This is a genomic window from Streptacidiphilus sp. PB12-B1b, assembly GCF_014084125.1.
Taxonomy (GTDB): Bacteria; Actinomycetota; Actinomycetes; order Streptomycetales; family Streptomycetaceae; genus Streptacidiphilus.
The window spans coordinates 3,528,070-3,548,567 of sequence record NZ_CP048405.1 but is presented as its reverse complement, the minus strand read 5'-3'; the positions used below and the strand labels follow the sequence as shown (position 1 = coordinate 3,548,567).

Here is a 20,498-nt window from a genome sequence, read left to right as displayed (position 1 = left end):
ACGGGTCGTATCTGCGGCGGGCCCCCGGATCAGGCCGGATAGCTGTGCGTCTGGGCGGCTTTGACAGCCGCCCAGACCCGGCTGCCCTCGCCCAGCGCCAGGTCGGCGACGGCGGCCGGGGTGAGGTCGGCGGTGATCGGCAGGGCGCCGGCCAGGTCGATCCTGACCTGGTCGCCGTGCAGCTCCATGCCGCGCACGGTGGCTGGCCACAGGTTGCGGGCGCTGGTGTCGGGCTGCTCCCGGTGCAGCGTGACGGCGGACGGCGGGAAGGCCGCGAAGACCGGCCCGCGGTGGCTCTCGGCGGTCGCCAGCACCGCGTCGGTGCCGTCCACCCGTACGTCGTGGCCGTCAGCGGTGCCCCGGTAGAGGTTGAGGCCGACCAGCCGGGCCACGTAGTCGCTGCGCGGGTGCCGGGCGATCTCGGCGGGGCTGCCCTCCTGGACGACCAGGCCGCCCTCGATCACCGTGAGCCGGTCGGCGAGGACCATGGCGTCCAGCGGGTCGTGCGTGACCAGGACCGCGACGGCGTCGAACTCGGCGAGGTGGCGCCGGAGTTGCGAGCGCACGTCGAGCCGGGTGCGGGCGTCCAGGGCGGCCATGGGCTCGTCCAGCAGCAGCAGCCGGGGCCTGGGGGCCAGCGCCCGGGCCAGCGCCACCCGCTGGGCCTGCCCGCCGGACAGGGCGCGCGGGCGGGCGGCGGCGTGCTCGGCCAGGCCGACCCGCTCCAGCCAGCGGGCGGCCTCCGCCCGGGCCGGGGCCCTGCGCAGGCCGCGGGTGCGCAGCCCGAAGGCGACGTTGTCCAGCGCGGACAGGTGCGGGAAGAGCAGGTAGTCCTGGAAGACCACGCCGACCGGGCGGTCCTCGGTGGGGACGCGCAGCCGGGTCGCGGGCTCCTCCAGCACCTCGCCGTCCAGGGCGAGCCTGCCGTCGGTCAGCGCGGTGAGCCCGGCCAGCGCGCGCAGGGCGGTGGTCTTGCCCGCGCCGTTGGGGCCGAGCAGCGCCAACACCTCGCCGGGGCGGGCGCGCAGGGCGACGTCCAGCCGGAACGTGCCGCGGTCGACCACGATCCGGGCGTCCACGCCCTCGCCCGCGCAGGCAGTGGGGCCGGTCCCGGGATCGGTCACACCGCACCGCCCATCCAGCGCCCGCGCAGTCCGGCCAGGACCAGCACCGAGACGGCGAGCAGCACCACGCTGAGCGCGATGGCGGCGGCCGGGTCGTCCTCCAGCGCCAGGTAGACGGCGAGCGGCATGGTCTGGGTGGTCCCCGGGAAGTTGCCCGCGAAGGTGATGGTGGCGCCGAACTCGCCCAGCGCGCGGGCCCAGGCCAGCACGCCGCCGGCGGCGATGCCGGGGGCGACCAGCGGCAGCGTGACCCGGCGGAAGGCGGTGAAGCGGGAGGCGCCCAGCGTGGCGGCGGCCTCCTCGTACCGGGTGTCCGAGCCGCGCAGCGCGCCCTCGACGCTCAGCACCAGGAACGGCATGGCCACGAACGCCTCGGCGACGACCACGCCCGGGGTGGTGAAGGGCAGGGTGATGCCGAAGGCGCTGTCCAGCCACTGGCCGATCAGGCCGTTGCGGCCGAGCACCAGCAGCAGGGCGACGCCGCCGACCACGGGCGGCATCACCAGCGGCAGCGTCACCAGGGTCCGGACGAAGGAGCGTCCGGGGAAGTCGGTGCGGGCGAGCACCCAGGCCAGCGGCACGCCCAGAACCAGCGAGACGGCGGTGGCAGCGGTGGCCGTCTCCAGCGAGAGCCGCAGCGCGGGCCAGACGGTGGCGCCGTCCAGCTCGCCGGACATGCTGCTCCAGGGCGCCTTGACGAGCAGTCCGACCAGCGGCAGCACCAGGAAGGCCAGCCCGATCACGGCCGGGACCAGCAGCACCACCGGCACGCTGCTGTGGCGGCGGGCGGCGCGGCGGCGCGGCCCCCGGCCGGGAGCGGTGTCGGCGGCACCGCTCCCGGCCGGTGTGGTGGTGGGACCGGTCACGGCTGCTGGAAGCCCGCCGCGGTCAGGACCTGCTGGCCGGTGCCGGACAGCACGAAGGCGACGAACGCCTGGGCCGCGGTGGCGTTCGGGGCGTTCTTCAGCACGGCGATCGGGTAGTCGGTGACGGCCTGCGCGGCGGTCGGGAAGGTGACGCCGGTGATCTTGCCGCCCGCGCCCAGCACATTGGTGCGGTAGACCAGGGAGGCGTCCACCTGGCCCTCCTCGACGACGTTCTGGGCGCTGGTCACGTCGGGCTCGTAGGTGACCGGGGTCAGCTTGACGTTGGCGTCGGCCAGCGCGGTGACGGCGGCCGCGCCGCAGGGCTCGGTCTTGGCGCAGAGCGCGACCTTGACGCCGGGCTTGGTCAGGTCGGCCAGGCTGGTGATGTGCTTGGGATTGCCGGGGGCGACGGCGATCTCCAGGGTGTTCTTGGTGAAGGTCACCGGCGTGGTGGGGGTGTCGCCGGCCTTGGTGACGGTCTGCATGGTGGCGTCGCTGGCGGCGGCGAAGACGTCGGCCGGGGCGCCGGAGGTGATGCTGGCGGCCAGGGTGCCGCTGCCGCCGAAGTTGAAGGAGACCGTGGCGCCGGGGTTGGCGGCTTGGAACTCCTTGCCGAGCTTGGTGAACACCTGCTGCAGCGAGGAGGCCGCGAAGACCACCACCTTGCCGCTGACCGCGCCGGTCGAGGCCGAGGAGGAGGCGGAGGAAGTGGCCGAGGGGCTCGAACTGGACGCGGAGCTACTGGAACTGCTGCTCCCGCAGGCGCTCAGGACGAGCAGCGCGGCGGCCGCGGTGAGGGCGGCGGCGGCCCGGGTGGTGCGGCTGGCGTGGGTGGCGGTCATGGCGGTACCCCAGGTGTTCAGAGGGTCGGTGGGAGCTCAGGTGCGTTCGACGACCACATTGGTCGACTTGATCACAGCGGTGGCAGGCGTCCCCGGTTGCAGGCGCAGCTCCTCGGCCGACGCGCGGCTGATGAGCGAGACCACCCGGTGGGGACCGGCCTGGATCTCGACCTGGGCCATCACGTCGCCGAGGACGACCTCGGTGACGATGCCGCGGAAGCGGTTGCGGGCCGACGAGGGGAGGCCCTCCTGAGCCGCGGTCTCCGGCTCGGCGAGCTCCTTGGCGAAGGCGGCGAGGTGGGCGCCGGGGATGATCCGGTGCCCGTGCTCGTCGCGTTCGGCGCCGACGCGGCCGGCGTCGACCCAGCGGCGCATGGTGTCCGCACTGACGCCGAGCAGGGTTGCCGCCTCACCGATTCGGTAGCTGTTCACATGATCTACATCTTGTCGCATCTGACATCTCCTCGTCATTCGTAGCATTGCACAAGCAAGGCAGAGGGCTCCACAGACCTCGCATGTGCGACCCACCAGGCGCTCGGACCCCACCTGTTTGCCGGTGCCGCCGCCCCTCCCGGGTGAACGCGCAGGCCGGCACCGGGGAACCGGTAGATTGACCGTCCTTGATCCATCCTGCCGCAGGGGGTTCGGCCGTGAGCGACTCGGAGATACGACGCGCGCGGCGCTCGGTGGCCACGGTGTTCGCCGTGCACGGGGCGGTGTCCGGGAGCTTCGCCACCCGCATCCCGTGGATCAAGGCCCATCTGCACCTGGGCGCGGGCGAACTGGGGCTGGCGCTGATGGCCCCGGCGATCGGCTCCTCGCTGGCGATGCCGCTGGCGGGGCGGCTGGTCCACGCCCGCGGCCACCGGGCCGCCGTCCGGCTGCTGCTGACGCTGTGGTGCGCGGCGCTGGCGCTGCCCGCCCTGGCGCCCGATCTGCCGGTGCTGGTGCTCAGCCTGCTGGTGTTCGGCGCCTGCGCCGGGACCGCCGACGTCGCCATGAACGCCCAGGGGGTGGAGGTCGAACAGCGCTACGGACGCTCCATCATGTCCGGGCTGCACGGGATGTGGAGCGTCGGCGGGCTGCTGGCCTCGGCGGTCGGCGTGCTGGCGGCGGGCCTCGGCTGGGACGCGCGGATCCACCTGGGGGCGATGGCCGTCGTGCTGACGGCCGTGGGCGTGCCGGCCTGCCGGGGGCTGCTGGACGTGCGCTCCGAGCCGCAGGCCGAGGCGCCGCCCCGGTTCGCGCTGCCGCCGCGCTCGGCGTGGGCGATCGGGCTGGTCGGCTTCTGCGCGGTCTTCGCCGAGGGGGCCAGCGGCGACTGGAGCGGCGTCTACCTGCGCGGCACGGCGGGCGCCTCGGCGGGCCTGGCGGCGGCCAGTTACACCGCCTTCGCCTGCATGATGGCGGCTGCCCGGCTGTCCGGGGACGCGGTGGTGCGGCGGCTGGGCGCGGTGCGGACGGTGCGGCTGGGCGGCGCCGTGGCCGCCGGGGGCGGCGCGCTGGTGGTGGCCGCCCGCACCCCCGCCCCGGCGATCGCCGGCTTCGCCCTGCTCGGCATCGGCATCGCCGTGGTGGTGCCGCTGTGCTTCGCGGCGGCCGGGCGCGGCGGCGACAACGCCAGCCGTTCGATAGCGGGCGTGGCCACCGTGACCTACACCTCGGGCCTGCTGGCGCCGGCCGCCATCGGCTGGGTCGCCCAGGGCAGCTCGCTGTCGGTCTCCTTCGCCCTGGTCACGTTTCTGACGCTGGGCCTGGTGTTCGGCGCGGGGGTGCTGGCTCCGGCCCGCAGCCTTCCGCGTGCCGTCGGCGGGCCTGCCGGGGCGGAGGGGGACGGCGGGGCTGTCGCGTCGCAGGCCGCCTCACCGGACACGCCCTGCACCCCCTGACCCGTGGCCCGGACCCCGACCGGCGCCGGGTGTACACCGGCGGAGGTGGAAGATTGGTGTGATTGGGTAATCCACTGGTCCTGGATTGATACAGCCGCAATGATGGGGCGTCAGAAGGTCGCGGGAAAGCCGCACAAACGGACGATTGCCGGACCATGCCCGCAACCGACCTGACAAAACCCGTCCATCTTTCGACTCAGCATAATCAGTGAACCTCTATTCGCACAGCTGTGCGAATGAAACCGCTGGACTCGTACGAGCGTCTCAATCGCACGTCAGATCGGTTGACAAAAACGGCGCGGCGACACGTCCGGACGGGTGCCTTGTCGGTGATCAATGCGATACTCAGACAGCACGGTGGGACAGTACGGAAACACCCGGCACGGTTACACCTGAAACAGCGCAACCGCATGCGGATGAGCGTGCGTATACGGGGCAGCAGCTTACGGGGCAGCAGCACAGATGGGGAGGCACGGCATGGGAGCAGCACTGCGTGACGACTACCGCGGGTGGCTGGCGCCCTCCGGGAACTATCCGGTGGCGGTGCCGGACTACGAGGAGCCGTGGGACTCTCCGGAGTTCGCGCCGGCCCCGCAGGCCCCGCAGATCACCTCGGTCCGGCCGACCGGCTTCGAGTCGGCGCGGGTGATCGGCGAGCACGTGCGCGTCGGCACCCCGGTGATCATGGACCTGTCGGAGATGCCCGATGCCGACGCCAAGCGCCTGGTGGACTTCGCCTCCGGTCTGATCTTCGGCACCCGGGGCACCATCGAGCGGATCGCCAAGCGCGTCTTCCTGCTGGCCCCGCCCGAGGTCGAGGTGCTGGTGGTCGACAACCCGCGCGACGACTCGGGCTTCTACAACCAGAGCTGACCGCACGCCAGGGCCTCGGCCCAAGAACCGCTCTCCTCCCCGTCGGCGACGGGGAGGAGAGCGGTTCTGTCGTGAGGGGGCGTCAGCGGTGGCTGCCCCGGCGGCGACGGCCCAGCCAGAACACCCCGGCGCCGCCCGCCAGCATGACCGCGGGCACGGCGATCAGCAGCCCGGAGGAGTGCTCCCCGGTGTCGGCCAGCTCCCACCCCGGCGTGGAGTCGGTGGGGCTGGGCCAACGGCTGTGCTCATGGCTGTGGGTGGGCGTGGGCGTACAGGTGGTCGTGGTCGGCGTGGGGGTCGGAGTCGGCGTGGGCGTGGGCGTCGGGGTGGGGGTCGGCGGGGGCGTGGGCTTCTCGGCGCACAGCGGCAGGATGCCGGTGAAGTCGTACGCGTGGATCTCGTAGCCGCCGCTGCCCTCCTGGATCAGCCCGCCGGCCAGGTACAGCCGTCCGTTCATGCCGGGCATGGAGACCGTGGTGACGCCCTCCGGGTTGCCCGCCAGCACCGAGCCCTGGAACTGCGCGCCACCGGTGAAGTGCACGCTGGTGGCGGTGGGGAAGTTCCACATCAGCTTCGGCCGCAGCCCGGTGAGCTGGTCGCCGGGCAGGCCGGTCCCGGTGTAGGTGTTCACCACCGGGTGCTCGGAGGCGAAGTTGACCAGCACCGAGGCGCCCGCCGGGATGTCCTTGAAGACCAGCCCGATGCTGCGCTGCTCCGTGCCGAGGTCGCCGGGGACGTCGAACACCTGGAGCGCGCTGGTGCCGTCGCCGGTGAAGGTGGCCTCGCTGGCGGTCTGGCTGACCGTACCGGTCGCCCGGGCCTGCGCGGCGCAGGCGGAGCGCTCCTCGATCACCCGGCGCAGGCGGGCGTAGCGGGCGGCGGCATCGGGGGTGTGCACCGCGCGGCCGGGCGGTGCCACCTCGACCCGGCCGGTGAGCGTGCCGCCGTGGCGCAGGTCGCCGTAGGCCGTGCCGTGGGCGTCGGAGCCGCCCACGTAGACGGTGGTGCCGGGGGCCACGTCGACGTCCCCGCCCACCGTCACGAAGTCGGTGCCGTCCGGCGGGGGCACCCGGGAGCCCACCCCGACGACCGCCATGTTGAACGAGCCCCCGCCGTTCTTGGCGACGGTCAGCCCGCCGAGGGTCACCACCTTGCCCTCGACCTCGGCGGCGCGGCCCCGAGCGAGGTAGTCGCCGCCGACGAAGACGTTGACGGAGGCGTCCCGACCGGCGAAGTCGCCGTTGTTGGGCGGCGGGTACTCGCTCGGGCACTGGCTGCCGGTGCACGCGCCCAGCGGCGGTTCCAGCGGACCGGTGCCGATGACCGCCCCGGCGGCGGTTCCGGTGACGGTGAGCGCCGCGGCGAGCGCGAGTCCGAGGGCCGCAGTCGCTCCGGCGACCGCCGGGGTGCTGCGAGCAGTGATGCGCACAGGTTGTTTCCCATCCAAGTGAGGGGTCAGATTCCGCTTCCAGCAGACGGCGGGTGCCCGCGCGGACTCCAGCACCACGCCCGTGGCGGGCCCGACGATCCACCGGGCGGCGCAGCCCCCGGGGCCAGTCGGCCGCGTCCCGCAGGCCGCCGGGGCGGGACTGTCAGTGCGGCTCCGTAGGCTGGTCTGCGTCCCGGGCAACCGCTTCGGACGCCGCCGCCGACTGCAGGGAGCGCCGCACCATGACCGCCGCACGTCCGGCCGGGCCCGGCCGTCCACCCGTGGACGGTCGGCGATGATCGTCCTGCACGCCCTGTGGCGGGCCGATCAGCGGCTCGCCCTGTGGGCCGAGGACGGTGCGCCGACGGGCTGCGACGTGCCGACCCTGCGCGCCCTGCTGGGATCGGTCGGGCCGGGCCTGGAGTGGCTGGCCGGGCGGGCCGAGGCGGGCCGGGTGTCGCTGCTGCTGCCGAGCCGGGCCGGGGTCGCCCTCCCCTCCCCCGAGCTGGCGCTGCCGGGGCCGTCCGGGCGCGGCCCGGTGCTGCTGGCTCCGCACCGGCTGTCGGCACTGGTGTTCCCGGCGGCGGAGGCGGCGCAGCTGCTCGGCGAGCTGTACGACCCGCACCAGTCGGTGCTGCAGCCCGAGCTGCCCGGCACCGGCCGGGTCGAGGCCCCCTACGGCGCGTCGCTGCGCTGGTCGGCGGCGGTCCACGACCTGGCCTGGCGGCTGGCCGGCCGGGGCCTGGCGCTGCCCTCGCTGGAGTGGGACCAGCCGTCGGGCACGGCCCGGGCCCGGTGGGTCGCGGCCCCGGACGGCGCGGCCCGGCGGGAGCTGGCCGCGCTGGCGGCGGACTGCCCGCCGGTGTGCCGGTCCGAGGCGCGGCCGGACGGCACCGCGATCGGCCCCACCGGCGCGGAGCTGACCGCCCGGCTGGTCGCCGCCCTGCTGGACTACGAGGTCAGGGCGGTCCTCGCGGACGCTCCCCCGCTGCTGCGCGGCCACCGGGCCCGGCCCCCGGCCACGGCGGCCGAGCGCTGGCTGGCGGCGCTGGGCTCGCTGGAGCCGGAGTTCCCGCTCGACCCCGACAGCCCCGGCCCCAGCCCCGGTTCCGGTTCCGGCACGGGCACCGGCACGGGCACGGGAACCGCCGACGCCGCCCGGCTGCGGGACCGGCTGACCGCCTGGCACCGCTCCGCCACCGCCGCCACGGGCCCGCTGCGGCTGGGCTTCCGCCTGGTCGAGCCGCTCGGCCAGGAGTTGGACGAGGAGGGCGGCCCGGCGCTGGACCGCTGGCGGCTGGAGTTCACCCTGCAGGCCGCCGACGAGCCGTCGGTCCTGGCCGACGCCGCCGAGCTGTGGGCCGGCGGCCCGGCCGCCGACGCGGTGCACCGGCTGGTGGACCGCCCGTACGAGGCGTTCGCCGCCGAGCTGGAGCGCGCCGTCCGCTGCCGCCCGGAGCTGGAGCGGGCGCTGCTGGCCGAGCGGCCCTCCGGGCTGGAGTTGGACCGCGCCGGGGCGCTGGACTTCCTGCGCGAGGCCGCGCCCGCCCTGGCCGGGGCCGGTTTCGGTGTCCTGCTGCCCGCCTGGTGGCGGCAGCCGCCCGGGTTCGGCCTGGCGCTCACGGCCGACCTGGTGCAGGCCGGGCTGGTGGAGCGGCAGAGCCTGGTCGGCAAGGACGACCTGGTCGCCTTCGGCTGGCGGGCGGCCCTGGGCGACCAGCCGCTGACCGCCCAGGAGCTGGCCGAACTCGCCGCCGGCAAGGGGACGCTGGTGCGGCTGCGCGGCCACTGGCTGGAGGCCGACCAGACGGCGATCGCCGCCGCCGCCCGGTTCCTGGCGCTACGCGAGGCCGAGGGCGTGACCACCGCCGGGGAGCTGGTGCGGCTCGCGCTGAGCGGCCGCGAGCCCGGCAGCGGCCTGCCGATCCTGGCCGTCGACGGCCGCAGCCCGGTGGTGGAGCTGCTGCGCCGGGTGCGCTCCGGCGCGCCGGAGGCCCTGTCGGCCGAGCCCGTCCCGGTGCCCGACTGGTTCGGCACCGAACTGCGCCCGTACCAGCGGCGCGGGCTGGCCTGGCTGGTCCTGTTGGCCCGGCTGGGCCTGGGCGGCGTCCTGGCGGACGACATGGGCCTCGGCAAGACCGTGCAGGCCCTGGCGCTGCTGGCGGTCGAGCACGAGCAGGCCGCGCGGGCCGGGGCCCCGGCGGCGGCGCGGCCGACTCTGGTGGTCTGCCCGATGTCGCTGGTCGGCAACTGGCAGCGCGAGTGCGCCCGCTTCGTCCCCCGGCTGCGGGTGCACGTGCACCACGGCGCCGACCGGTCCGAGGGCCCCGAGCTGGGCGAGGCCGCGGCCTCGGCCGACATCGTCATCACCACCTACGGCCTGGTGCTGCGGGACGGCGCGGCGCTGCGCGCGGTCCACTGGCACCGGGTGGTCGCGGACGAGGCGCACCACCTCAAGAACAGCGCGACCCAGCAGTCCCGGGCCGTGCGCGCGCTGCCAGCGGCCCACCGGCTGGCGCTGACCGGCACCCCGGTCGAGAACCGGCTGGCCGATCTGCACGCGGTGCTGGACTTCGCCAACCCGGGCCTGTTCGGCTCGGCGGAACGGTTCAAGGAGCGCTACTCGGTGCCGATCGAGCGCAATCAGAGCCTCAGCGCCACCGCCGAACTGCGGCGGCGCACCGCGCCGTTCGTACTGCGCCGGACCAAGGACGATCCCGCCATCGCCCTGGAGCTGCCGCGCAAGCAGGAGATGACGGTGCTGTGCAATCTGACGCCCGAACAGGCGGGCCTGTACCAGGCGGTCGTCGACGACCTGCTGCGGCGGTTGCAGCGGCTGCGCGACGGCAGCCACGGCAACCTCGAACGCCGGGGCGTGGTGCTGGCGGCGCTGACCCGGCTGAAGCAGATCTGCAACCATCCCGCGCACTACACCGGTGAGTCCGGTCCGACCGGGCCGACCGGGGTGGCCGCCCTGCCCCGGCTGGACGGCCGCTCGGGCAAGCTGGCGCGGCTGGAGGAGACCCTGGCGCAGGCCGTGGCCGAGGGCGACCGGACCCTGTGCTTCACCCAGTTCACCGAGTTCGGTCGACTGCTGCAGCCACACCTCGCCGAGCGGCTGGACAGCGAGGTCCTCTTCCTGCACGGCGGCATGACCAAGCGTCAGCGCGACGCCGCGGTCGACCGCTTCCAGGATCCGGACGGCCCCTCGGTCTTCCTGCTGTCGCTGAAGGCCGGCGGGCGCGGGCTGAACCTGACCGCCGCCAACCAGGTGGTCCACATCGACCGCTGGTGGAACCCGGCGGTGGAGGAGCAGGCCACCGACCGGGCGTTCCGGCTCGGCCAGCGGCGCGACGTCCAGGTGCGGCGGTTCGTCTGCGTGGGCACGGTCGAGGAGCGGGTGGACGCCATGATCGAGGAGAAACGGCAGCTGGCCGCGGCGGTGGTGGGTGCGGTCCCCGGCTCGGCCGAGGGCTGGCTCGGCGAACTGCCGGTGGACGCCCTGCGCGAGGTGCTGGCGCTGACCGAGGACGCGGTCAGCGAGCGGGCGGTGAGCGGCGTATGAGCGGCCCGTCGGCGGAGCCGTGGTCCGCCAGGTTCCTGGAGCGGGTGGAGTCCTTCGACACCGGTCCGAGCGCGCAGGCGGCCCTGGACGCCCGGGCGCAGCTGCCCGTGGAGGACCTGCGGATCGGCCCGGGCTCGGTCCGCGCCCGGGTGCCGGACTCCGCGGGCGGCGGGTACGAGGTGTGGATCGAGCTCCCGGTGTTCGACCGGGTCCGCTGGACCAGGGCCGAGCAGGCTCTCGCCGCCGACCCGGAGGCCCGCGAGCAGCTGTTCGACGGCGAGTTCCCCGAGCGGCTGGACGGCCTGCTGGCCCGCGCCGGGCTGTCGCTGCTGCCCGCCCGCCCCCGAGATCTGGCGGCGGAGTGCTCCTGTCCGCTCTGGTCGCCGACCTGCCGCCACCTGGCCGCGGTGCTGGGAGCGCTGGCCGCCGCCTTCGACGAGGACCCGTTCCGGCTGACGGCCTGGCGCGGACGCGACCGCGAGCGGCTGCTGCGCCACATCCGGGAGGCGCACGCGGCCCGCGCCGCGTCGGAGCCGAACGCGGCGGGGGCGGCCGACGCCTCCTCCCGGCCGCTGACGGACTGCCTGGAGGACTTCTGGCAGGAGGGGGACCGCCACCGACGGCTGCTGGCGGCCTCCGGCAGCGGATCCGGCTCCGACTCCGGCAGCGACTCCCGTCCCGGTTCCGCACCGGCTGCCGAGGGCGCCACAGCCTTGGCGGCGCTGGCCCCCTCGGGAATCGTCGTCCGGGGGCGCTCGCTGGAGTCCCTGCTGGCCCCGGCCTACCGCGCGTTGCAGGAGGACTGAGAGACATTCCAGTAGCTCGTGAGACACACGTGTCTCAGATGAGCTATCCTTGCATCATGGCCACGGACCGCGACTCAGTACTCCTTGCCGCCGTCGGCGTGCTCTCCCGGCAGCCCACGGCCGCCATGGACGAGATCGCGCGCGCGGCCGGCATCAGCAGGGCCACCCTGCACCGCCTCTTCCCCGGCCGCGACGCCCTGGTCCGCGACGTCGCCGCGCACGCGCTGCGCCGCATGTCCGCCGCACTGGACTCGGCCGCGCTGGACGAGGGCGATCCGGTCGAGGCCGTCCGCCGCCTCGCCGAGGCGGTCATCCCGGAGTCCACCCTGGCGGCCCTGCTCGCCGGCGAGAACCGGCTGTTCGACGACGACAGCATCAACGACGCCTGGGAGGCCATGGACGCGCGCGTCGCCGCGCTGTTCCTGCGCGGCCAGCAGTCCGGCGCCTTCCGCGTCGAACTGCCCGCCGCCTGGCTGAGCGAGGCCTTCTTCGACCTGCTCGCCGGTGTCGGCTGGGCCGTCCAGGACGGACGCCTGGCCCCCGCGACAGCAACCACGCCCTCACCGAGCTCTTCCTCGGCGGCGCCCTCAGGAGAGACCCGAAGTGACCGCCGACCCGATCGTCGCGCAGACCACGTCCGCCTACCGAAATCCCCGGCCCGCCGGCCCGCGCAGGCGCTGGATCGCCCTCGCCGTGCTGGTGCTCGCCGTGCTGCTGGTGGCCCTGGACGCCACCGTGCTGTTCCTGGCCATCCCCTTCATCAGCGAGAGTCTGCACCCGTCCGCCACCCAGCTGCTGTGGATCGGCGACAGCTACTCCTTCGTCATCGCCGGGCTGCTCGTCAGCATGGGCTCGCTCAGCGACCGGATCGGCCGCAGGCGGCTGCTGCTGATCGGCACGGCCGCGTTCGGCGCCGCCTCCGTCCTCGCCGCCTACGCCCCCGGGGCCGGCTGGCTGATCGCCGCGCGGGCGCTGCTCGGCGTCGCTGGGGCGACCATCATGCCCTCGACGCTCTCGCTGATCCGCAACCTCTTCCCGGACGACCGCGAGCGCGCCAGGGCCATCGGCATCTGGGGCGCCGCCGCGACTGCGGGCGCCGCCGCCGGGCCCCTGCTCGGCGGGCTGGTGCTGGAGCACTTCTGGTGGGGCGCGGTCTTCCTGATCAACGTCCCGCTGGTGGCGCTGCTGCTGGTGCTCGGCTGGCGGCTGCTGCCCGAGTCCCGCGACCCGCAGGCGGGCGCGGGCGCCTGGGACCTGCCCAGCGTCGGCCTCTCCCTGGTCGGGATCGTCGGCGTGGTGTACGCCGTCAAGGAGGCGGCCATCGGCGACGGAACCCGGCCGCAGGTGATCGCCGCCGCCGTGCTGGGCGTGCTCTGCCTGACCGGTTTCGTCCGGCGGCAGCTGCGGCTGCCGGTGCCGCTGCTGGACGTTCGGCTGTTCGCCGACCGGCGGTTCACCGCCGCCGCCCTCGGCTCGCTGATCGCACTGATCGGGCTGGGCGGGGTGATCTTCTTCCTGTCCCAGTACTTCCAGCTGGTGCGGGGCTACTCGCCGCTGCAGGCCGGGCTGGCCGACATGCCGGCCTTCGCCGGGTCGGCCGTCGGCGGCCTCGCCGCCGCATACACGGCCCGGCGCTGCGGCCACCGCGCGGCCTTCGCCGGCGGGCTGCTGGCGATGGGCCTCGGCCTGGGCGCGCTCGGCTGGATCCAGGCCGGCACGCCGTACCTGCTGATCGCCGTGGCCTTCCTGATCACCGGCGTCGCCGAGGGCGCCGTCTACGCCCTGTCCACGACGATGGTGCTGAGCAGCGCCGCGCAGGAGAAGGCGGGCGCGGCGGGCGCGGTCTCCGAGACCGCGTACGAGCTGGGCACCGCCCTGGGCATCGCCCTGGTCGGATCGGTGCTGGCCGCCGCCTACCGTTCCGGGCTGGTGCTGCCCGCCGGGGTGAGCGGCCCGGCGGCGGCCGACGCCGGCGACTCACTGGGCGGAGCGGTGCACACCGCCGCCTCGCTGCCGCAGGCGAGCGGGGAGGCGCTGCTGACCAGCGCCCGGGACGCCTTCGTCCACGGGATGAACCTGGCGGCCCTGCTGTCCGGCGCGCTGCTGGTCGGCGCCTCGGTCCTGGTCTGGGCGCTGCTGCGGCCCGGCCGCCGCGCGGGCAGCGACACCCCCACCGCCGACGCCGGCGCGGAAGCCGGCCTCCCGGCCGACACCGCAGCCGACGCCCTGGCCGACGCCCTGGCCGACACCGGCGTCCAGGTCCGCACCGAGGCGGCGCCGGAGCCGGGCGTGCCCGTGTACACCCAACGGCCCGACCGGGCCGCGCCCAGAGCCGCCGCCTGACCGGCCGCCCTCCCGACAACCCCGGGCCGGGATGGGCGGACATGGGCGTGATGGGCGGTCCCGGGCGTGATGGGTGGTGATGGACGGTCATGGGCATGGATGGCCGTCGATGCAGGAAGTGGTCAGTTTCGCGGAAGTCCTCCTGTTCCCTACCTGCATGGATCACACTGGGGCCTGATACCGTCACCACCGGTCGATCGCTGGCGCGAGCGGGCCGTGGCGGGTCTGCCGCCGTGCGTCCTGGGGAGAGGCGCACGCCGATGATGTGGGGGTTCAGTGGTCCAGCCACTTTCCAAGCAGGATCCACTCCTGGAGCAGGAGACCGAGCAGGAGAGCAGCGCCGCGCCCGGCCCGGGCGGCTCCGCCGGAGCAGCCCCCGTCGTGGTGGTGGGAGCCGGACCGTACGGCCTGTCCGTGGCCGCGTACCTGCGCGCGCTCGGGGTGCCCGTGCGGGTGTTCGGCGTGGTGATGGGCAGTTGGCGGCATGACATGGCCTCGGGGATGTTCCTCAAGTCCACCCCGGACGCCGTGGACCTGGCCGCGCCCGTGCCCGGGGCCGAGCTGTCCGACTTCGTCCGGGCCGTGGGCGAGCCCGAGCTGACCGAGCTGACCCCCATCCCCTGCACGCTCTTCGTCCGCTACGGCCAGTGGTTCCAGGACCGCCACGTCGGGCCGGTCGAGGAGACCCGGGTGGCGTCGGTGACCGGCAGCGGCGCCGGGAGCGGCGGCGCGGGCGGCTTCACCGTCCGGCTGGAGGACGGCGAGGAGTTCACCGCGTCCGCCGTGGTCGTCGCCTCCGGGCTGACCGGCCTGGCGCGCATACCGCAGAAGCTGTCCCACCTCGCCCCCGAGGGCCCGGCGGCGGACGCGCTGCTGTCGCACACCAGCCAGCACGCCGACCTGTCGGTCTTCGCCGGGCAGCGCGTCGCGGTGGTCGGCGGCGGGCAGTCGGCGCTGGAGAGCGCGGCGCTGATGCAGGAGTCCGGTGCCACGGTCGACGTGCTGGTGCGCGCGAACAAGGTGATCTTCGGCGGCCGTCCGGTGCTGCACCGCAGCCTGCTGCGGCGGGTGGTCAAGCCCTCGTCGCCGCTGGGCACCGGCTGGGCCCTGGCGGTCATCTGCGCCTCCCCCGAGCTGGTGCGCAGGCTTCCCGGCCCGGCCCGCCGCTACATCCTGCGCCGCGTCCTCGGCCCCTCCGGCGGCTGGTGGCTGCGCGACCGGGTGGAGGGACGGGTCACCATCCACACCGGCCGCGAGGTCGCCCGGGCCGAGGCCGGTCCGGACGGCATCCGGCTGCGCCTGGCCGGTACCGGCTCCGGTCCGGCGGAGATGACCGTCGACCACGTCCTGGCCGCGACCGGGTACACCATCGACATCAGCGCGACGCGCTTCCTCGCGCCCGAGCTGCGGGACGCCCTGGTACGGGTTCCGGGCGCGCTCGGGCCACGGCTGTCGTCCGCGTTCGAGTCGAGCGTCCCCGGGCTGTTCTTCACCGGCAACCTGGCGGCTCCGGCCTTCGGCCCGATGATGCGCTTCGTCGTCGGCACCCGCTACGCGGCCTCCCGGATAGCCCCGGCGGCGGCCCGGCACGCCGCCCAGCGCACTGCCCAACACACCGGCTGACGTCGGATCAGCCCAGGTCGGCGTCGGCCAGGAGGACGCCGGGGTCCGCGGACATCCCTCCGCGGGCTCCCGGCCCCGGCCGGTACAGGAACCACTCGCGTCCCAGGCACAGCTCGCGCAGCTGCGGCTCCTCGAAGGCGGCGATCCGGGCGCCCCGCGCGAACTCGGAGGCGTGCGCCCGGACGGCCTCCCACTTGACGTCCAGCCAGGGCCGGACGTCGACGGCGGCGGCGATCCGGGCGTCGGGGGTGCACGGCAGGGGTGACTCCAGGCCCAGCTCGAGCAGCCGTTGCACCAGCGACTCGGGGAGGGTGGCCAGCCACAGTGACTCCACCGCCCAGGCCGGACCGGCCTGCGGCCACAGGTGCGCGCTGGCCGCCGCCTCGACCGCGACCAGGACGGCGCGGTGCACCCGGACGTGGTCCGGGTGGCCGTATATGCCGAAGGCGTCGTACGTGGCCACCGCTGCGGGCCGGAACGAGCGGATCCGCGCGACCAGGTCCGCGACCAGGTCGTCCATCGGGGCCTCGCACAACGAGCCCTTGCCGCGGCCCAGATGGCCCGAGTCGCGGTAGGGCAGGATGCCGGACTCGGCGACGCCGAGCACGGCGAGGGCCTGGGCCAGCTCCTTGACCCTGGTCCCGGGCGCGGCGAAGGAGCCGCCCTCGGCCAGCTCGCCGTCGGTGCAGGTGAGGACGGCGGTGGGACGGCCCTCGGCGGCATGCTGGGCAAGGACGCCACCGGTCCACAACGACTCGTCGTCCGGGTGCGCGTGAACCGCCATCAGGCCCCGTGATCGAACCATCGGACCCTCCCCTGCCTCAGAACTGGCATTCGTCCGCCAGCACGGACAACTCTAACGGGGAGGCCCGACACACCGCACGGATGCCGAGCCCGCCGCTCCGGCCCTGCGGGTCGACCACCGCGTCGGCGGCGGCCCGGTCAACCCGTCGGGGCGGCGCCGTCACCGTCCTCGACCTGCCGCACGATCTGCTCGCACAGCTCGTGCGTCAGCAGGGCGTCCCGGCCGGAGAGCGTCACGCCCTGGCGCACGGCGTCCAGGAAGACCCGGCACATCTGGACGAATCCGCGCTGCCACCCGACCGAGACCCAGTCGCCGCGCCGCCGCAGCGCGGGGCGACCGCCGCTGTGGTCGACGACCTCGCTCAGGCTGACGATCTCGCGCTTGGCGCCCCGCCCGGAGAGCTCCAGCACCTCTTCGGTGGAGCCGCTCAGCCGGTTCATGATGCCCAGCGCGGTGAAGCCGTCGCCGGACAGCTCCAGCACCACATGGTGCAGCAGGCCGTCGGGCGCCCGGTGGCGCACGGATGTGCGCGTCACCTCCCCGGGCACGAGGAACCGCAGGGTGTCCACGACGTGGATGAAGTCGTCGAAGACGAACGGGCGGGCCTGCTCCGGGCCGATGCTGCGGTTCTTCTGCAGCACGATCAGATCCCGCGGGTGCTCCAGCGCCTCCACGTGGTCCGGGGCGTAGCGGCGGTTGAAGCCGACCATCAGCGAGAGCCCGGCCGCCTCGGCCTGCTCGACCAGCTTGCGCGACCCGGCGAGCGAGTAATCAAGCGGTTTGTCGACAAATGCATGTACACCGGCGCCGAGCAGCGCCTCCACCAGCGGTACATGCGCACTGGTGGCGGCATGGACGAAGGCCGCATCGACCCCGTCCGCCAGCAGCCCGTCCAGGTCCGGGTGACGGCGGGAGATCCGGTACTGCTCCCCGACCCGGTCGAGCTTGGCCCGGTCCCGGGTCATCAGGCTCAGCTCCAGGCCGGGCTCGGCGGTGAGCACCGGCAGGTACGCCTTCTGTGCGATGTCGCCGAGGCCGATCACGGCGACACGCAGCGGAGCGGCGCTCATGCCTTCCAGTCCTCGTACCGGATGCGCGCGAGGTCGCGGATCTCGCCGGTGGTCCCCCACTCGTCCTTGCCCAGCCGCGACAGCGGCCGCAGCGCCCGCATCTCCGGATGGCCGTCGACCAGCACGTCCTCGTTCACCACGGCGTGGACGACCTCCCCGAAGACCACGGTCGAGTTGCCCAGGCACAGCGTGCTGTGCAGCCGGCACTCCAACGCCACCGGCGACGCCGCCACCCGCGGCGGCTTCACCAGCAGCGACGGCTCCTGCTCGATCCCGACCGCCTCGAACTCCCCCACCCCCGGCGGGAAGTTCGTCGCGGTCGCATTGACCTGCTCGAACAACGGCTCCGACACGAAGTTCACCACGAACTCCCCCGTCGCCTCCACATTGTTCAACGTGTCCTTCCGCCCCACCGACGTGAACTGCACGATCGGCGGCGCCGTGCACGCCACCGTGAAGAACGAGTGCGGTGCGAGGTTCGCAGTAAGCAGTGGTGGAGCCGACATGGTCGACACCCAGGCGATCGGCCTGGGCACCACCACCGCAGTCAGCAGCTTGTAGAACGCCGACGAGTCCATCGCGGCCGGATCGAAGTCGATGCGCATGTCGATCAGTATCCACCAGCACCCGACCGAGTCGGTCGCAGACCGTAGCACCAGGTCAGCGGCACCATCAAGCAGCGGAATCCGAAGGAGAGTCCAGGGCTGGACCAACTCGACCGCAGGAGCCGACAGCACCATGCCCGCCGCCACTCTCCCCCTCTGCGAGGACTTCGAAGTCCCTCCGCAGGCCCGCCGGGCGGCCCCGCGGGACTCCGCATAGTCGACGACCACCAGCAGCGGATGACGCGAGCGGCCAAGGGCCTCGTAGCCCGTACTGCCGGCGCGGGGCCGGTCGGCCAGTGTGCCGTGGATCCAGGACTCATCGCCTTGGGCGCCCTGCTCGGCAAGGAGCGCGGCGGGTTCGGCGGCCAGGCGCGTCTTGCCGACGCCGCCGGTGCCGGTGACCAGGGCGACATCAGTCAGGCGCGTGGTGGTACACCAGTCCCGCAGGTCCTCCAGGGCGCCGGCCTTCCCTCGCAGCGGCACGACCCGCGAGCGGGGGTCGAGCAGGTGGGAGGAGGACATCTGCGGGTCGGCCAGGTCGACGAACAAGGAGTCCAGGTCCGCCGGGCGGATCTGCGGCGGCATCCCAGACGCCTGCGCGACCGCGCGCGCGAAGCCCCTGGCCGCCAGCAGCCGAACCGACGGCACAGCCAGCAGGATCTTCTGGTCCCGGCGGTCGGCGGCGCTGTAGGTCAGCCCGACGACCATGTCGTTGCAGAACACCGCCGCCCCGGACACCCCGCGCCAGAACTCGAGCGAGTCGGGAGGCGCGTCGTCCAGCTCCAGCATGTAGAGCTTGGAGCGCTCGCCGCTGCCCGGCTTGATCCTTCCGTCCACGGTCTTCGACTCGTCCACGCCCCGCGGAGTGGGGCCCTCGCGGTGCATCCCGTTGGGGAACCCGGTCAGCGTGCACACCGGGCGGTGAGCGGCGAACTCGCACACCAGCTCGCCCCACCGCACCGGCGAGAGCCCGGTCCCCAGGACCTGCTCATCGGCACGCACCAGCGCCGCGTCCATACCGGAGTGCGCTCACACCACCTGGGCGGGCACCTGCGGACCACCCGCCAGGGCGCGCACCTGGACCCCCCTTCGTCCTCCCCCGGACACGCCACATGGAAGGCCGTCAGCACCGGCCCCGGCGCGACCAGCGTCCCGGTCCCGAAGCTGTCCGTACGCGGATTCACGACCTCCACCGTGCGCTGGGACGGCGTTCCCCCCACACCCGCCCCCTACGGGATCTCGGGAAGCGGAGCGAAACCCGAACGCCGGTCCCCGACCAGCAGGTCACCGCCCTGTAGGTCCTGCGCCCTCAACATCACGGTCAGGCGGTGCGTGTGTCCGTTCGACCGCTCCCCCTTCGCCATGGCGTTGACCACGTACGCCCGCACCCAGCGGCGCCGGGTTCCGACCAGCGCCGCCATAACCGTCCCCAGGGCGATCAAGAGGAGCTGGACACGCCAAGTCGCGCCTCGGTGGCAAATCACCGGGTTCCGCCGACGGAACGCAGGCATGGCAGCCGAAGTCCAGCCTGTTGAACGAGGGGTAGCTGCCGGTAGGGGAGTCGATGACGGCCTCGGCGTTGACGTGCTGCGCGTCCAGGTACTGCTGGGTCTGCTCGGTACAGCCCCGGGTGTTGTCGGTCAGGTCAGCGGGGAGTTCTAGCCGAGGGCATTCTCGACCTGACTCAGATGCGCCGGCGGGGGCACCAGGGCAGTCAGGTCGTCAATCGTCGTCATGCGGGCCAGGCTATGGAGTAGAAGACCTCGCGTCGTCATACAAGATCCCCGACAGCGTCAGGCACTAAGGAGGCGCGGCGGTGCTGGAGTGGACCGACTTGGACGTCGACGGGCTGCTGGTCCGCCGAGCCCGTGATCCGGCGGTGGTCCAGGAACGCGGGTGTGTGGTGCTTGTCCCGGGATCCCTTCACGGCTGGTGGGCGTTCGAGCGGTGGATGCCGGTGTTCGCACGGGCAGGCTGGACGCCGTTGTCCATGTCCTTCCCGAACCACACTGGCTCCCGAACCGTCGCGACTGGGGAGTATCTCTCCCTCACCCCTGCGGACTACGCCGCGGATCTGCTGGCGGTGCTGGACCGCGCCGGCCCGGGTACGGCCCTGCTCGGGCACAGCATGGGAGGCCTGGTCGCGCAGCTCGCGGCCCAGCAATCCCCGCCGAGTGCGTTGGTGCTGGTGTCTGCTGTGGGTCCCGGCCAGCTCGGGGCGATGCGTGCCGCGCCCTACCCGATTGACCGGCCGGTGATGGTCAGCCGCGACCAGGCCCGCGAACAATGGTTTCACCACCTGCCGGAGGCGGCCCTCGACACCGTCATGGGCCGCCTGCGGCCGGAGTCCCCTGCTGTGGTCAACGCCTACAGCGACGGAAGCATCCACATCGACACCGGTTCCATCACCTGCCCGGTCCTGGTCGTCGGCCCCGAGAACGACCGCTCGCCTGTCCATGACGTCCGTCGCATCGCGGAACTGTACGGCGTGACGCCGGTGCTGGTGCCAGGCGTGGGTCACGACATGATGCTGGAGGACGCGGGTCAGCACACCGCCTGCGCTATCGCCGAATGGCTCAACGGTTACGCCGAGTAGCCCGCGTGGTGCTCGTCAGGGTCGGATGAGTCGAACGCGTGGGGCGTAGGCAGACCGGTGTC

At 73.9% G+C, this 20,498-nt stretch carries 15 protein-coding genes and 1 pseudogene; 8 read left to right on the top strand and 8 right to left on the bottom strand.

Annotated elements, in window-relative coordinates:
* Positions 1-29: 29 nt before the first annotated feature.
* From GXW83_RS15995 to GXW83_RS15980, 4 genes are read right to left on the bottom strand one after another with little or no spacing between them, the layout of a single operon-like run.
* Positions 30-1,124, bottom strand: a complete 1,095-nt coding sequence (locus GXW83_RS15995; RefSeq protein WP_182443731.1) for an ABC transporter ATP-binding protein — start codon at positions 1,122-1,124, stop codon at positions 30-32.
* Positions 1,121-1,990 (bottom strand): molybdate ABC transporter permease subunit, encoded by an 870-nt coding sequence (gene modB, locus GXW83_RS15990; RefSeq protein ID WP_182443730.1) that lies wholly within the window; start codon positions 1,988-1,990, stop codon positions 1,121-1,123. The genes GXW83_RS15995 and modB overlap by 4 nt, the downstream gene beginning before the upstream one ends.
* The gene (gene modA, locus GXW83_RS15985) at positions 1,987-2,832 is read right to left on the bottom strand and encodes a molybdate ABC transporter substrate-binding protein (protein WP_182443729.1); all 846 of its coding nucleotides are present in this window, start codon (positions 2,830-2,832) and stop codon (positions 1,987-1,989) included. The genes modB and modA overlap by 4 nt, the downstream gene beginning before the upstream one ends.
* A 36-nt stretch (positions 2,833-2,868) precedes the next feature.
* Entirely contained in the window at positions 2,869-3,285 is a 417-nt protein-coding gene (locus GXW83_RS15980) for a TOBE domain-containing protein (protein ID WP_182443728.1), read from the bottom strand.
* Positions 3,286-3,482: 197 nt separating this feature from the next.
* Between GXW83_RS15980 and GXW83_RS15975 the strand changes: the two genes are divergently transcribed.
* Together GXW83_RS15975 and GXW83_RS15970 are read left to right on the top strand one after the other, a co-directional pair.
* Positions 3,483-4,721, top strand: coding sequence for an MFS transporter (locus tag GXW83_RS15975; RefSeq protein WP_225447022.1), 1,239 nt, complete (start codon positions 3,483-3,485; stop codon positions 4,719-4,721).
* A gap of 477 nt (positions 4,722-5,198) precedes the next feature.
* Positions 5,199-5,594 (top strand): cell division protein SepF, encoded by a 396-nt coding sequence (locus GXW83_RS15970; protein WP_225447021.1) that lies wholly within the window; start codon positions 5,199-5,201, stop codon positions 5,592-5,594.
* Between the two features lie 82 nt (positions 5,595-5,676).
* On the opposite strand, the gene GXW83_RS15965 is transcribed toward GXW83_RS15970, so the two are convergent.
* A complete protein-coding gene (locus tag GXW83_RS15965; protein ID WP_182443726.1) occupies positions 5,677-7,023 on the bottom strand; it encodes a choice-of-anchor A family protein in 1,347 nt (448 codons plus the stop codon).
* Positions 7,024-7,189: 166 nt separating this feature from the next.
* On the opposite strand from GXW83_RS15965, the gene GXW83_RS15960 reads away from it, so the two are divergent.
* The 5 genes and pseudogenes from GXW83_RS15960 (at position 7,190) to GXW83_RS15940 (ending at position 15,360) form a co-directional block, all read left to right on the top strand.
* Positions 7,190-10,588, top strand: coding sequence for a DEAD/DEAH box helicase (locus GXW83_RS15960; RefSeq protein ID WP_225447020.1), 3,399 nt, complete (start codon positions 7,190-7,192; stop codon positions 10,586-10,588).
* Entirely contained in the window at positions 10,585-11,394 is an 810-nt protein-coding gene (locus GXW83_RS15955) for an SWIM zinc finger family protein (protein WP_182443725.1), read from the top strand. Before GXW83_RS15960 ends, GXW83_RS15955 begins: the two co-directional genes overlap by 4 nt.
* 38 nt (positions 11,395-11,432) lie before the next feature.
* Positions 11,433-11,543, top strand: a pseudogene (locus GXW83_RS35345) (hypothetical protein); the annotation flags it as partial.
* A 454-nt stretch (positions 11,544-11,997) separates the two neighbouring features.
* Positions 11,998-13,737: an MFS transporter gene (locus GXW83_RS15945; protein ID WP_370466714.1), complete on the top strand. Its 1,740-nt coding sequence runs from the start codon at positions 11,998-12,000 to the stop codon at positions 13,735-13,737.
* Between the two features lie 276 nt (positions 13,738-14,013).
* Positions 14,014-15,360: an FAD-dependent oxidoreductase gene (locus tag GXW83_RS15940; protein WP_225447019.1), complete on the top strand. Its 1,347-nt coding sequence runs from the start codon at positions 14,014-14,016 to the stop codon at positions 15,358-15,360.
* 7 nt (positions 15,361-15,367) lie between these two features.
* On the opposite strand, the gene GXW83_RS15935 is transcribed toward GXW83_RS15940, so the two are convergent.
* From GXW83_RS15935 to GXW83_RS15925, 3 genes are all read right to left on the bottom strand, one after another.
* A complete protein-coding gene (locus tag GXW83_RS15935) occupies positions 15,368-16,165 on the bottom strand; it encodes a PIG-L deacetylase family protein (protein WP_182443724.1) in 798 nt (265 codons plus the stop codon).
* Positions 16,166-16,302: 137 nt separating this feature from the next.
* Positions 16,303-17,220, bottom strand: coding sequence for a Gfo/Idh/MocA family protein (locus tag GXW83_RS15930; protein ID WP_182447345.1), 918 nt, complete (start codon positions 17,218-17,220; stop codon positions 16,303-16,305).
* An 11-nt stretch (positions 17,221-17,231) separates the two neighbouring features.
* Positions 17,232-17,840, bottom strand: a complete 609-nt coding sequence (locus GXW83_RS15925) for a flavin reductase family protein (protein ID WP_182447344.1) — start codon at positions 17,838-17,840, stop codon at positions 17,232-17,234.
* A 1,816-nt stretch (positions 17,841-19,656) separates the two neighbouring features.
* Between GXW83_RS15925 and GXW83_RS15920 the strand changes: the two genes are divergently transcribed.
* Complete coding sequence (locus tag GXW83_RS15920) at positions 19,657-20,436, top strand: alpha/beta hydrolase (protein WP_182443723.1); 780 nt, start codon at positions 19,657-19,659, stop codon at positions 20,434-20,436.
* Positions 20,437-20,498 lie beyond the last annotated feature (62 nt).

Excerpts from the sequence above, each read along its gene's own strand:
- modA (WP_182443729.1), bottom strand. The coding sequence starts at position 2,832 with ATGACCGCCACCCACGCCAGCCGCACCACCCGGGCCGCCGCCGCCCTC.
- GXW83_RS15980 (WP_182443728.1), bottom strand. The coding sequence starts at position 3,285 with ATGCGACAAGATGTAGATCATGTGAACAGCTACCGAATCGGTGAGGCG.
- GXW83_RS15970 (WP_225447021.1), top strand. The coding sequence starts at position 5,199 with ATGGGAGCAGCACTGCGTGACGACTACCGCGGGTGGCTGGCGCCCTCC.
- GXW83_RS15955 (WP_182443725.1), top strand. The coding sequence starts at position 10,585 with ATGAGCGGCCCGTCGGCGGAGCCGTGGTCCGCCAGGTTCCTGGAGCGG.
- GXW83_RS15935 (WP_182443724.1), bottom strand. The coding sequence starts at position 16,165 with ATGGTTCGATCACGGGGCCTGATGGCGGTTCACGCGCACCCGGACGAC.
- GXW83_RS15925 (WP_182447344.1), bottom strand. The coding sequence starts at position 17,840 with ATGCGCATCGACTTCGATCCGGCCGCGATGGACTCGTCGGCGTTCTAC.